Annotated in this window: 14 protein-coding genes and 1 pseudogene; 7 read left to right on the forward strand and 8 right to left on the reverse strand. The window is 61.7% G+C overall.

The window, feature by feature from the left end; translation table 11 throughout:
• Nucleotides 1-5: 5 nt before the first annotated feature.
• The 6 genes from RHSP_RS02020 to RHSP_RS02045 form a co-directional block, all read right to left on the reverse strand.
• Nucleotides 6-590, reverse strand: a complete 585-nt coding sequence (locus RHSP_RS02020; protein ID WP_004107945.1) for a DUF2585 domain-containing protein — start codon at nt 588-590, stop codon at nt 6-8.
• A complete protein-coding gene (locus tag RHSP_RS02025; protein ID WP_004107947.1) occupies nt 587-1306 on the reverse strand; it encodes a septation protein A in 720 nt (239 codons plus the stop codon). Before RHSP_RS02025 ends, RHSP_RS02020 begins: the two co-directional genes overlap by 4 nt.
• Nucleotides 1303-2826, reverse strand: coding sequence for a signal recognition particle-docking protein FtsY (ftsY, locus tag RHSP_RS02030; protein ID WP_004107949.1), 1524 nt, complete (start codon nt 2824-2826; stop codon nt 1303-1305). The genes RHSP_RS02025 and ftsY overlap by 4 nt, the downstream gene beginning before the upstream one ends.
• Before the next feature lie 18 nt (nt 2827-2844).
• Nucleotides 2845-4119 (reverse strand): tRNA (N(6)-L-threonylcarbamoyladenosine(37)-C(2))-methylthiotransferase MtaB, encoded by a 1275-nt coding sequence (mtaB, locus tag RHSP_RS02035; protein ID WP_004107951.1) that lies wholly within the window; start codon nt 4117-4119, stop codon nt 2845-2847.
• Nucleotides 4116-5021 carry a diaminopimelate epimerase gene (dapF, locus tag RHSP_RS02040; RefSeq protein WP_037149034.1) on the reverse strand — a complete coding sequence of 302 codons (906 nt, stop codon included), beginning with the start codon at nt 5019-5021 and terminating at the stop codon, nt 4116-4118. The genes mtaB and dapF overlap by 4 nt, the downstream gene beginning before the upstream one ends.
• Before the next feature lie 263 nt (nt 5022-5284).
• Nucleotides 5285-5734, reverse strand: coding sequence for a PACE efflux transporter (locus RHSP_RS02045; protein ID WP_004107955.1), 450 nt, complete (start codon nt 5732-5734; stop codon nt 5285-5287).
• Between the two features lie 87 nt (nt 5735-5821).
• Between RHSP_RS02045 and RHSP_RS02050 the strand changes: the two genes are divergently transcribed.
• Together RHSP_RS02050 and RHSP_RS02055 are read left to right on the forward strand one after the other, a co-directional pair.
• Nucleotides 5822-6736, forward strand: a complete 915-nt coding sequence (locus tag RHSP_RS02050) for a LysR family transcriptional regulator (protein WP_004107956.1) — start codon at nt 5822-5824, stop codon at nt 6734-6736.
• Nucleotides 6737-6935: 199 nt separating this feature from the next.
• Complete coding sequence (locus RHSP_RS02055; RefSeq protein ID WP_004107957.1) at nt 6936-7379, forward strand: SRPBCC family protein; 444 nt, start codon at nt 6936-6938, stop codon at nt 7377-7379.
• Nucleotides 7380-7457: 78 nt separating this feature from the next.
• On the opposite strand, the gene RHSP_RS02060 is transcribed toward RHSP_RS02055, so the two are convergent.
• Nucleotides 7458-8465: an MBL fold metallo-hydrolase gene (locus tag RHSP_RS02060; RefSeq protein ID WP_004107958.1), complete on the reverse strand. Its 1008-nt coding sequence runs from the start codon at nt 8463-8465 to the stop codon at nt 7458-7460.
• On the reverse strand, nt 8462-9439 hold the full coding sequence (locus RHSP_RS02065; protein WP_004107959.1) for a hypothetical protein: 978 nt from the start codon (nt 9437-9439) through the stop codon (nt 8462-8464). Before RHSP_RS02065 ends, RHSP_RS02060 begins: the two co-directional genes overlap by 4 nt.
• A 374-nt stretch (nt 9440-9813) precedes the next feature.
• Here RHSP_RS02065 and ffh point away from each other — a divergent pair, with 374 nt between their 5' ends.
• The 5 genes and pseudogenes from ffh to RHSP_RS34465 all read left to right on the forward strand — a co-directional run.
• Nucleotides 9814-11394 (forward strand): signal recognition particle protein, encoded by a 1581-nt coding sequence (ffh, locus tag RHSP_RS02070; RefSeq protein ID WP_004107965.1) that lies wholly within the window; start codon nt 9814-9816, stop codon nt 11392-11394.
• A 17-nt stretch (nt 11395-11411) separates the two neighbouring features.
• Nucleotides 11412-11714 (forward strand): chorismate mutase, encoded by a 303-nt coding sequence (locus RHSP_RS02075; RefSeq protein WP_004107967.1) that lies wholly within the window; start codon nt 11412-11414, stop codon nt 11712-11714.
• 107 nt (nt 11715-11821) lie between these two features.
• Nucleotides 11822-12181: a 30S ribosomal protein S16 gene (gene rpsP, locus RHSP_RS02080; protein WP_004107969.1), complete on the forward strand. Its 360-nt coding sequence runs from the start codon at nt 11822-11824 to the stop codon at nt 12179-12181.
• Between the two features lie 182 nt (nt 12182-12363).
• Entirely contained in the window at nt 12364-12945 is a 582-nt protein-coding gene (gene rimM, locus RHSP_RS02085; RefSeq protein ID WP_004107970.1) for a ribosome maturation factor RimM, read from the forward strand.
• Between the two features lie 24 nt (nt 12946-12969).
• Nucleotides 12970-13086: pseudogene (locus RHSP_RS34465) on the forward strand (tRNA (guanosine(37)-N1)-methyltransferase TrmD); the annotation flags it as partial.

Here is a 13086-nt window from a genome sequence, read left to right on the forward strand (position 1 = left end):
TTTGCTTAAATCCCGCCCTGCCAGGTCTTGATCGCCTCGACCGGCCAGACCAACATCAGCACATTCAGCGTGAGATTGTCGCGGATCAGCCAGCCGGTGAGCAGCTCGAAGAAGATGGCAATAGCAATCGTGACGGCCACCGGCGCACGCCAGGCAAACAGGAAGCCGACCACCATGAACACCGCATCCATCGCCGAATTCAGGATGCTGTCGCCGACATAGTCGAGCGAGATCGTCGCGGCACGGTAGCGATTGATGATGATCGGGGAGTTTTCCAGAAGCTCCCAGCCGGATTCGATCAGCATGGCAACGAAGAGCCGCATCGACAGCGGCTTGCCGCGCATGATCAGATGCGTAAGCCCGAAGAAAAGGAAGCCGTGGATGATATGCGACGGCGTGTACCAGTCGGCGATATGCTGCGAATTGCCGCTGGATTTTACGACGGGCTCAAACAGCTTCACGTAGCCGCATGTGCAGATCGGCACGCGGCCCATCATATGTTCCGCAACGATCTGCACGAGCAGAACGAGGGCGCAGGCGATGAACCAGAAGCTTTGCTGCTGGCGGCGGCCCTCGACCATTTCGGTCATTTGCCGTTTTCCGCCGGCTGCTTGATCGTATGCTTCATGATCAGCGGCATTTGCGACAGGGTGAAGAGGATGGTGATCGGCATCGTTCCCCACACCTTGAAGTTAACCCAGAGATTGTCCGCAGCCTTGACGTCGGGCAGATAATACCAGTTCGAGCCGCGCCAGACGACTTCGTTGAGCACGGCGAGAACGAAGAAGAAGATGCCCCAGCGCAGCGTCAGCTTGCGCCAGCCTTCGGCATCGAGCTGAAAGGCGGCATTGAAGACATAGCCGAGCAGCGACTTGCCGAAGGCAAGGCCACCGAGCAGCGCGACACCAAACAGCGCATTGACGATGGTCGGCTTCATCTTGATGAAGGTCTCGTTCTGCAAGTAGATGCCGAGCGCGCCGAAGACGAGCACCACGATGCCCGATACGAAGGGCATCAGCGGCAGATGGCCGAGCATGACCTTCGAAACGATGAGCGAGATCACCGTCGCGGCCATGAACAGGCCGGTGGCGACGAAAAGCGGGCCGCCGAGCGCCGCCAGCTGCGGAAAATGCTGCACCAGCCACTCGCCGCGCAGATTGCCGAAGAAGAACACCAGCAGCGGCCCGAGTTCCAGCACCAGCTTCAGCATGGGATGATGCCTGTCGGCAGCACTCGGGGTGAGATCATTGTCGCTGCTCGTCATCGCGGCACTTTCATTATCGTCGAATTTGTTCTTGTCGTTCATTGGCTGCTTCCGGCACCAGTGCCGGCGATGGCATTGGCGAAATCCTCGGCCTCGAAAGGCTCGAGATCATCTACACCCTCACCGACGCCGATGAAATAGACCGGCAGCTTATGCTTGGCCGAGATCGCCACGAGAATACCGCCGCGCGCCGTGCCGTCGAGCTTCGTCATGATCAGCCCGTTGACGCCGGCGACGTTGCGGAAGATTTCCACCTGGTTCAAGGCGTTCTGGCCTGTGGTGGCATCGAGCGTCTGCAGCACGGTATGCGGCGCATCCGGATCGAGCTTGCCGAGCACGCGCACGATCTTTTCGAGCTCAGCCATCAGTTCCGCCTTGTTCTGCAGACGGCCGGCGGTGTCGATGATCAGCACGTCGCTCTTGTTGGCCTTGGCCTGCTGGAAGGCATCGAAGGCAAGGCCGGCAGCATCCGCGCCGAGCTTGGTGCCGATGAATTCCGATTTCGTGCGCTCGGCCCAGATCTTCAATTGTTCGATGGCAGCCGCACGGAAGGTATCGCCTGCGGCGACCATGACCTTCAGACCTGCGCCCGAAAGCTTTGCCGCCAGCTTGCCGATCGTCGTCGTCTTGCCGGTGCCGTTGACGCCGACCACGAGGATGACATGCGGCTTGTGGCTGAGATCGAGCTGCAAGGGCTTTGCGACCGGCTTCAGCACCTTGGCGATTTCCTGCGCCATGATGCGGCCGACATCCTCGCCCGTCACATCCTTGCCGTAGCGCTCGGAAGCGAGCGTATCGGTGACCCGCATCGCCGTTTCGACACCGAGATCGGCCTGGATCAGCAGATCTTCCAGATCCTGCAGCGTCTGATCGTCGAGCTTGCGCTTGGTGAAGAGCGCCGCGATCTGGCCGGTCAGCTGCGACGAGGTGCGCGCAAGCCCGGCGCGCAGGCGCTGGAACCAGGAGAGTTTCTGTTTTGGCGCTTCCGGAGCCGGCGCAGGGGCCGAGGCGGCGGTGGAGAAGCCCTTGGGAAGGATGGGGGCCGATGGGGTTTCGGTGGTTTCCGAGGAAGGTTCGGGGTCTATCGACGATAGTTCCGAACTTGCCGAGGCTTCGTCACCCCCCTCTGTCCTGTCGGACATCTCCCCCACAAGGGGGGAGATCGGTTCGATGGGGCGCTCTTCCGAGACTAGATTCGCTTCAGTATCGGCTGGTTGCTCCGGTTCGATTGCCTGACGGTCTTCATGCTGCTCTTGCGACTCGGACTCGAAGGAATCGGGAGCCTCAGCGGCTTCAATCTCTTTTGCGCCGGAAGCATCTGCCTGGCTTTCAGCCTGTAGCTCGTGCTCAGTCGGCGCAGCATCCTCCAGCTGATCTCCCCCCTTGTGGGGGAGATGTCCCGAAGGGACAAAGGGGGGTGACGCAGGCTCAACAAACTCGGAAGCCGACGAAACATCTATAACAGGTGTCTCAACCTTCTGCGAAACCTCTGCAGGCGCCTGCTCTTCAGCCGGCTTTTCGCGGCCGAAAGTGAAGACTTTTTTGATGAAACCGAGCGCCATAAAATGTCCGTTGAAGCATTAGGCCGCGTCGGCGGCCAGAAGTTGCATGTCGAGGTGCTTGCCATTGTGGCCGGTGATTGCGACCTGCACAAGGTCGCGCGGCCGAAGGCCGGGGGCGGCGGCAAGCGTGAAGTTTTCCGTATGCGCCAGTCCGCCATTCTCCACAAGCAGCCATTGCCGCGTGCCGACCATCTTGTCGAGATGCGTTTGATGCAATCTATGTCCAGCCTCGCGCAGGCGGGCAGCGCGTTCCTTGATCAGACCGCGATCGAGCTGCGGCATGCGGGCGGCCGGCGTGCCGGGGCGCGGGCTGTACGGGAAGACGTGCAAATGTGCGATGCCGGCCTCTTCAGCCAGGCCGACGGCATTGGCGAACATCTCTTCCGTCTCTGTCGGAAATCCGGCGATCATATCGGCACCGAAGCTTGTCTCGGGGCGCAAGCGGCGCACATCCTCGATGAAGCCGAGAGCATCGGCGCGCGAGTGCCGCCGCTTCATGCGCTTGAGGATCATGTCGTCGCCATGCTGCAGCGAGAGATGCAGATGCGGCATGAAGCGCGGCTCGTCGGCGATGAGATCCATTAGATGCTGATCGGCCTCGATGCTGTCGATCGACGACAGCCGCAGCCGGCGGATTTCCGGGATCTGCTTCAGCAGCGTCTTGGCAAGCAGGCCGAGCGTCGGCGTTCCCGGCAGGTCGGCGCCATAGCTCGTCGCATCGACGCCGGTGAGCACGATTTCGCGATAGCCGCTCTCGACGAGATTGCGGGCCTGATCGACGACGGCGCCCATCGGCACCGAGCGCGAATTGCCGCGGCCATAGGGGATGATGCAGAAGGTGCAGCGATGGTCGCAGCCATTCTGCACCTGGATGAAGGCGCGTACATGGCCATCGATATGGCGGATCATCTGCGGCGCGGTTGCCCGCACGCTCATGATGTCGTTGACGCGCAGCTTTTCTTCCGCCGAAACGCCAAAATCCGGCAGGGAGCGGTAGGAAGAGCTCTTCAGCTTTTCCTCATTGCCGAGCACGGCATCCACCTCGGCCATTTCGGCGAAGGTCTGCTTCTCGGTCTGCGCCGCGCAGCCTGTCACGATGATGCGGGCATGCGGATTGTCGCGCCGCGCCCGGCGGATGGCCTGTCGCGCCTGGCGCACGGCCTCGCCCGTCACGGCACAGGTATTGACCAGAATGGCATTGTTGAGCCCGGCTGCTTCCGCTTGCGACCTCATCACTTCGGATTCATAGGTATTGAGGCGACAGCCGAAGGTAATGACCTCGACCCCGCTCACCGCGCCTGAGCCCCCTGCTCTTCATCGCGCGAGAAGCTGCCGGTCACCGGGTCGACCATGCCGGACCATTCCCATTCGGCAGGCCCTGTCATGATGACATGATCGTTGCTTTCAAGCCATTCGATGGTGAGCTTGCCCGGCGCCGGTGCGGAGGCGACCTCGATCGTCACCTTGCGGCCGGTGCGGCCGGTGCGTGCGGCGCTCACGGCCGTCGCGCAAGCCGCCGAACCGCAGGCAAGCGTCAGGCCGGCGCCGCGCTCCCAGGTGCGGGTGCGCACAAGCGTCGGCGAAAGCACCTGCGCCAGCGTGATATTGGCACGCTCGGGAAACATCGGATGGTTTTCGAGCAGCGGGCCGAAACGATCGAGATCGAAGGACATCGGGTCCTTGTCCACCCAGAAGATCGCATGCGGATTGCCCATCGAGGCGACCGAGGGCGAATGCAGGACGGGATTGTCGATCGGCCCGATCTGCAGCTCGATGCGGCTGGTATCGGCAAATTCCTCGGCCAGCGGGATCTTGTCCCAGGCAAAGACCGGCTTGCCCATATCGACCGAAATCGTGCCGTCTTCGTGCTCTCTCGCATTCAAGATGCCGGCGACGGTCTGGAAGGTGAAAACCTTCTTGCCGGTTTCGGCCGCCAGCGCTTGCACGACGCAGCGCGTGCCATTGCCGCAGGCCTGCGCCTTCGTGCCATCGCAGTTCAGAATGTCGATCCAGGCATCGGTGCCCTGCACCTTGGGATCGTGGATCGCCATGATCTGGTCGAACTGGGTGGCCGGATCGACGTTGAGCGCAATCGCCGCCGCCGCCGTCACCACATCCTTGCGGCCGCGCATGTCGACAACCAGGATCTTGTTGCCAAGCCCGTTCATCCTCGCGAATTCGACCGTATTGCTCATGGGATCATTCCTATTGTCGAGCTGTATATGGCGGAAACGCGGGGGAATTACCAGTGGGACATGAACAACGGCACTTTACGCAGATTGGCCGGGCTTTCCGGGTCACCCGATCCTTCGAGGCTTCGCCCGTTAGGTTTGCACATCACGATGAGGCGAAGAGCCGGTTTGCGCAAAAAACTAGCCCTCGTGGCGAGGAGGCCTGAAAGCCATCTCGAACCACGAGGGCGAGTGATCGCAAGCGGAGTCGCCTTGCCTCGCCGGGTTTAGCCAGCTGCTTCCGGCAATGCGCCCGCCTGCTGGCTCTCCTTGACCGGAAACACCCAGTCATAGGCGATGTTGAAGACGAAGGCGTAGACCAGATAGTAGGTGACCACGGCGATATCCATCAGAAGCGCTGCGACGAGCGTGATCTGGAGATACCACGCGATGAACGGGATCAGGATGACCACGAGGCCCGCTTCGAAAAGCACAGCGTGGATGATCCGGATATCGATGGTCTTCTGGACCTTGCCGCGCAAACGCATCAGCGCGCGGTCGAAGCCGAGATTGTAGATGAAGTTCCATAGTGTCGCCACTGTCGCCCCGACCACGCCGATGACGCCCATATGGGCGATGGGCTGATTGAGAACGATTGCCGCGAGCGGCGTGAATGTGGCCAGGCCGATAAGTTCAAACAGGACGGCGTGGCGAACACGATCTCCGAAACTGCGCATTTTTCAAGCTCCTACATTTGTTGTCGGCCGGCTTTCTATCAGATAGATTGGGGCAACAAAGTTAGAAACTATCTGGAATTCTGATAGATGAGCGTTTCGCTGGAGCAATTGGAAGCTTTCGTCGCGGCTGCGGAAAACGGATCCTTCTCGGCTGCCGCACGCCGCCTTCGCAAAGCACAGTCCGCCGTCAGCCTCTTGATCTCTTCGCTGGAAGACGATCTGGGCATCAAGCTCTTCAGCCGGGCGACACGAAACCCGACCCTCACCGAAGCAGGAACAAGGCTGCTGCCCGAAGCCAAGTTGCTGCTGGATCGCCGCGAACATCTGATCGGCGTTGCGAGAAGCTTTGACGAACACATCGAGACCCGCCTCGTCGTCGCAATCGACGAGCTCTATCCGGAACCTGCAATCGGAAACCTCTTTGCCGCCTTTGCAAACCGGTTTCCGCATGTCGAGCTGGAGCTGCTGTCGCCCCATTCGCAGGCCATCACCGGGATGGTTCTCGAAGGCGAGGCCGATATCGGGGTGATGTGGCGGGAAGAACAGCTCCCTCCTGAACTCGATTTCGTCACCATCGGCTGGGTGCCGCTCGTCATGGTTTGCGGGCGGGACCATCCGCTTGCGGAAAGCACAGTCAGCTGGGAGGATCTGAAGCGCTACCGCCAGATCATGGTCACCAAGCGGCGCGACATCGCCAGAAGGCACCAGGTCAGGGTTGCCGCCGAAGTCTGGTGGGTCGAAAGCCATTGGGTCATTCTTCAGATTTTGCGGCAGGGCATCGGCTGGGCGCTCATTCCGGCGCACATCCTGGCAAACTCGCCGCTGGCGCCGGAACTGGCGACGCCCTCGCTTCAATTCGACAGCGGCACGCATCCTGTCGCCCTTGAGCTTGTCTGGCATAAACAGCGACCGGCCGGCCCGGCGGCCAAATGGCTGCGGGAGCATTTCGTCGCAAATGGCAACAGGCATGGAATATTGGAGACGCGCGCCGCTCGACTATAGGAGTGTCAACGTTAGGATCGCCTCTTCAGGAGATTGATGATCGCCGAGGCATGGCAACATTCGGCTTCCGACATATGTCATCCCCATCGGCCTCGCGCAGGCTGAACATTTTTCGAAAAAACATCGACCCCGTGTCGGATCACTGAAAGTTCGCTCGTCCTAGGCTCGTCCACTCCGTCAATTCAGAAGGAACATAGCCATGCCGAATACCATACGCCTGCACCGCGTTCTGGCCACCAGCCCGCAGAAGGTCTATCGCGCATTCATCGAGGCGGACGCGCTCGCCAAGTGGCTCCCGCCGAACGGCTTCGCCTGCACCGTGCATCACCTGGAGCCGAGCGTCGGCGGCACGTTCAAAATGTCGTTCCGCAATTTCACGACGAACGAAAGCCATTCCTTCGGCGGCGACTTCCGCGAACTCGTCCCGGGCGAGCTGGTGCGCTACACCGACAAGTTCGACGACCCGAACCTGCCGGGCGAAATGGAAGTGACCGTGACGCTGAAGAAGGTCATGGTCGGGACCGAAGTGAACATCACCCAGGCCGGTATCCCCGATGTCATCCCGCCGGAAGCCTGCTATCTCGGCTGGCAGGAATCGCTGATCAATCTGGCAAAACTGGTTGAGCCAGAGATCAACCAGTAAAGCCCGCCTATCCTGGAGCTTTTTGCAAAAGCCGCCCTGCGCTTTTGGGGCGGCTTTTTGTGCCCCATGCGTCCTCGGTCAAACGACGGGCACGTCGAAGACTTCGCCTGCCCTCAGCGGGCGAAACCGATCCGGCTCCACACCCTCGGCTTTCAGTGCTGCATCGAGTGCATGAATAGGCTCGTCGATCCCTTCATCCGTCAGCTGGAAGGTCGCGAAGTGATGCCCGGCGACATAGGCGGCGTTGCAGAGCTTCATGCCTTTGACCGCCTCTTCGGGGTTCTGGTGCTGGCCCTTCATGAACCAGCGCGGCTCGTAAGCGCCGAAAGGCAGGATCGCCAAGCGGAAGCCGCCATGCTTGCGGGCCGCCGCCTCATAATTGATGCCATCGTGAAAGCCGGTATCGCCGATATGATAGATCCTGCCCGATGATGTAGTCAGCACGAATGCGGCCCAGAGCGCCATGCGCCGGTCGCCCATGCCGCGCGCCGACCAGTGATGGCAGGGCTCGACATCGATGGTCACGCCGGCTTTGACGCCGATGCGATCGCCCCAATCGACCACGCTCATATCGGCGTTAGGAACGGCGCGCCGGATGATCGTGTCGTTGCCGAGCGGCGTCACGATCCTCGGCTGATGCGCCTGATGCAGGCGCGCCAGCGTTTCCAGATCGAGATGATCGTAGTGATTATGCGTCACCAGCACGAGGTCGATATGCGGCAGGTCTTCGAAGCGGATGCCAGGCGCCACTACGCGCTTCGGCCCGAAGGAACGGAAAGGACTGACCCGCTCGGACCAGACCGGATCGGTCAAAATGTTCAGCCCGGCAATCTGCACCAGCATCGACGCATGCCCGACCATGGTCACCCGCATCTGCTCGCCGAAGACATGTCGGTCGGGCCTTGCCGGAGGAAAGGCGCTGATGACGGGATTTGGCCAGCGCACCCGGCCGCCGCCGAGCTGCCATCTCAGCAGATCGAACGCGTTGCCCGGCGCGATGCCGCCGGGATTGAAAAAGCGCCGGCCGTCGAAATGGTCCGAAACCGGGCCTTGATAATAGCGATTCTTCTTATCCGAGCCCGTCATGGCATGTCGGTTCCCTGCGATCCCGTCGACACGCCGATTTTGGCGAGCCATTCCTCAACTTCTTCCGCCGTCAGCGTCCCCTCAAGCACGACATTCGCCGGCATGGCGAAGAGCTGCGGCGTGAAGAAGCTCGTATCCCAAAACGCTGCCCCTTCATGAGGAGCCGAAAGCAGAATGACCTGCCGGCCATCGATGCGGGTAATCGTATCGACGGGCGCCTCGCCGGAAATCTCGACGAGGCCCGGTGCATCCGGTCGAACCGTCTCATAGCGCCACCAGGGCTCGTCATTGCCCTCCTCGGCCACCGTCACGCAGCGCGCCATGTCGACAATGAACCGGTTGGGCGAACGGCCGCCGGGCAATGTCTCGCCGAAGGCCGCCTGGATCAGCGTGAACAGATGAAAGCCGTTGACGATATTGTCGTAGCGCAGACGAAAGCCCTGCCTGCTCGGCAGATGCAGCACGAGCAGGGCATCGCTGCGGCTCAGGAGTACCTGGCGAACCCAGGCCGCGCCCGGCGTGTAATCCTGCAGCTCGGTCAGCTGCGCCATCAGCGCCTTGTTGTCAGCCGCAAGCTTGCGCTCCTGCGGCATGGCGGAGAGATGCGAAACCACGGACTGGCCGAGCAGCTGGAAGGCGTCGAGCAACTGCCTTTGCCGCGGGCTCAGCTCCTTGCGGCCGGCAAAACCGCGATGGATCTGCGGCAGCCACGCCAGATAGAGCTCCCACACGGCGACGCCGCTGCGCTCCACCGCCCCGCCCTTCTCGAGGATTGTGCCGAGCATATTGGCAAGGATCGCAGCGCCCGGCGGCGGCAGGCGGCCAAGCTCGCGCGCCGCACGCGCCACGATCTTTGGCTGCGCCTTGGCGCTCGCATAGAAGGCTTGCGCGACCGCATTGAAACGTTGGTCGACCCGACCGCCGGCATAAGCGCGGCAGGCGGCAAGAAGATCGGTCAGGGCTGCATCATTCATTCGGAACTATCTCGGGGAATCGTCTGATGGCGGGGTTCGGTACAAGATTTAGGGGCCGGCATTGCCGATAAAACGACGTTCATATAGCGATATCGGCCCGACATCCCAGGCATTTCCGCCGCGTTGGGTTGACTTTGCCGGGCTTTTCCTGTTTATCGCCCCCAATCTGCGACGAGCACAAGCCTCCGAGCCACCGACCGGGACCCATAAAGGTATAAAGAGATCCCGGAGGTCAACACCCGACAGCGCGATGCGCCCTCGGGTGCTTTTTGGCTTTGCGTCTTGTTTTCGTCATGGAAAAGCACGACGTTTTCGGGCGAGGAACCGCGCAGAGGCGCCAATCCAAATCCCGAGCGATCGATAAGGAAGAATTGATGTTTGAAAACCTCCAGGACCGTCTTGGTTCCATTCTGAATGGACTGACAGGCCGCGGCGCGCTTTCGGAAGCCGATGTTTCCGCAGCACTTCGCGAGGTTCGCCGCGCGCTTTTGGAAGCCGACGTGGCGCTGGATGTCGTTCGCTCCTTTACCGACCGCGTCCGCGAAAAGGCCGTCGGCGCCGAAATCCTGAAGTCGATCAAGCCCGGCCAGATGGTCGTCAAGATCGTCCATGACGAGCTGATCGAAATGCTCGGCGGCGAAGGCGTGGGCATCGATCTCAATGCGCCGGCTCCGGTCGTCGTCATGATGGTCGGTCTGCAGGGCTCCGGTAAGACCACCACCACGGCAAAGATCGCCAACCGCCTGACGAGCCGCGACCGCAAGAAGGTCCTGATGGCCTCGCTCGACACGCGCCGTCCGGCGGCGCAGGAGCAGCTGCGCCAGCTCGGCGTGCAGACGGGCATCGACACGCTGCCCGTCATCGCCGGCCAGTCGCCGACCGATATTGCCGCACGCGCCGTCCAGGCCGCCAAGCTCGGCGGCCATGACGTCGTGATCCTCGACACCGCCGGCCGTACGCATATCGACGAGCCGCTCATGGTCGAGATGGCGGATATCAAGAAGAAGTCCAATCCGCACGAAATCCTGCTGGTCGCCGATAGCTTGACCGGTCAGGACGCGGTCAATCTCGCCCGCAACTTCGACGAGCGCGTCGGCATCACCGGCCTTGTGCTGACCCGCATGGACGGCGACGGCCGCGGCGGTGCCGCCCTTTCAATGCGCGCCGTGACGGGCAAGCCGATCAAGCTGATCGGCGTCGGCGAAAAGATGGGCGAGCTGGAAGAATTCCATCCCCGCCGCATCGCCGACCGTATCCTCGGCATGGGCGACATCGTCTCGCTGGTCGAGCGGGCCGCCGAGAATATCGACGCCGAGAAGGCAGCCGCCATGGCCGCCAAGATGGCCAAGGGCAAGTTCGATCTCAACGATCTGGCCGACCAGCTCGGCCAGATGCAGAAGATGGGCGGCATGGGCGGCATCATGGGAATGATGCCCGGCATGTCCGGCATGAAGGACAAGATGGCCGCCGCCGGTCTGAACGACAAGCTTTTCGGTCGCCAGCTCGCCATCATCTCCTCGATGACCAAGGCCGAGCGCGCCAACCCTGATATGCTGAAGCATTCCCGCAAGAAACGCATCGCCGCCGGCTCCGGCACCGACGCCTCCGACATCAACAAGCTTCTGAAGATGCACCGCCAGATGGCGGACATGATGAAGATGATGGGCGGCAAGGGCAAAGGCGGCATGATGAAGCAGCTGATGGGCGGCCTTGCCGGCAAGATGGGCCTCGGCGGCGGGATGGGCGGCATGCCCGACCTGTCGAACATGGACCCCAAGCAGCTCGAAGCCCTGCAGAAGCAGGCCGAAGCCGCCGGCCTCGGCCGTCCCGGCGGCCTGCCGGGTGGTTTGCCGGGCTTGGGCGGCGGCGGTGGATTGCCCGGTCTCGGCGGCGCCAAGCTGCCAGGCCTCGGCGGTGGTTTCCCGGGCCTTCCCGGTTTGCCGAAGAAGAAGTGAAAAGGATCGCTGACCCCATGATTGATCCAGACGTCAAAGCCCAATTGGGCAACTATCGCCAGTCGATCGACAATATCGATGCCGCACTGGTGCACATGCTGGCCGAACGCTTCCGCTGCACCAAGGAAGTCGGCGTGCTGAAGGCCAAGTACGACCTGCCGCCGGCTGATCCGGCGCGCGAAGAATACCAGATCGAACGCCTGCGCCGTCTGGCAAAGGACGCCAATCTGGACCCGGATTTCGCCGAGAAGTTCCTGAACTTCGTCATCAAGGAAGTCATCCGGCATCACGAGCAGATCGCTGCCGATCTGAAGGCGTGATCCCGAAATGCGTGCAGCGGCTATCGAGAGAGGGCCGGCGGCGCGTACAATAGAAACGAACATGCCGCCCAAACGAAGCGGTCAAGAAAAGCCTAAGGAGATTTAACATGGCACTGAAAATTCGTCTCGCCCGCGGTGGCTCCAAGAAGCGCCCGTACTACCACGTTGTTGTTGCCGACGCCCGCTCGCCGCGCGACGGCCGCTTCCTGGAAACCCTCGGCTCGTGGAACCCGATGCTTGCCAAGGACGACGCCAAGCGCGTTGAACTCAAGGCCGAGCGCATCAAGCATTGGCTCGACCACGGGGCACAGCCGACCGACCGCGTTCTGCGCTTCCTCGCCGAAGCCGGCATCGCAACGCGCGAAGCCAAGAACAACCCGGAAAAGGCAAAGCCGGGCAAGCGCGCTCAGGAACGCGCCGCTGAAAAGGCACAGAAGGCCGCTGACGCCGCCGCTGCTGCCGAGTAATCGGACCTCGCATTGATTGAAAACGGGTGGCATGGCGACATGCCGCCCGTTTTTCATTTCCCATCGGCTGGCGTTCAGCCTATGAGAGAACGCAACTACGGCCCGGCGCGTCCGATCCAGCGCGCAAAGTCGCTGTAGCACTTTAGATTTGCTGCATAATTCCGGTAACCGGCGAAGAGACCATGACGAAACTGCAAAACCCGGTATTGATGGCCACGATCGGTGCGGCTCAAGGCCTGCGCGGCGAAGTACGCGCCCGCGCCTACACATCGGACCCGACCGCGCTTGGCGATTACGGCAACCTGCACAGCATGGACGGCCGCAGCTTCGAGGTTCTCGAAATCCGCGAAGCCAAGAACGTCGTCGTGGTGCGCTTCCGTGGCGTCAACGACCGCAACGCCGCCGAGGCGCTGAACGGGCTGGAACTCTATATCGAGCGCGACAACCTGCCGGATGACGAACTCGACGACGACGAATTCTTCTACACCGACCTCGAAGGCCTGGAAGCCGTCGACGACCAGGGCGTGGGTTACGGCACGGTCAGCGGCATCTATGATTTCGGCGCCGGCGATCTGCTGGAGCTGAAAGGCCCGGGCAAGCGCCCCGTGCTGATCCCCTTTTCCGAGGCAGCCGTGCTCGAAATCGATCTTGAAGGCGGCAAGATCCTGATCGATCCGCTGGCCGCGGGCCTGATCGACAACCCCGACGATCTTATCGGCAAGCCGGCAAAGCCGGAAAAGCCACAAGGCAAGACGAAGAAGTGACCCTCATTGGGAAGTGACCGCGCCATGAGTTTCCGGGCGACCATCCTGACGCTCTATCCCGAGATGTTTCCAGGCCATCTCGGCACGTCGCTTGCCGGCAAGGCGATGGAACGCGGGCAATGGTTGCTGGACACCGTGCAG

Source organism: Rhizobium freirei PRF 81, from assembly GCF_000359745.1.
GTDB classification, from domain to species: domain Bacteria; phylum Pseudomonadota; class Alphaproteobacteria; order Rhizobiales; family Rhizobiaceae; genus Rhizobium; species Rhizobium freirei.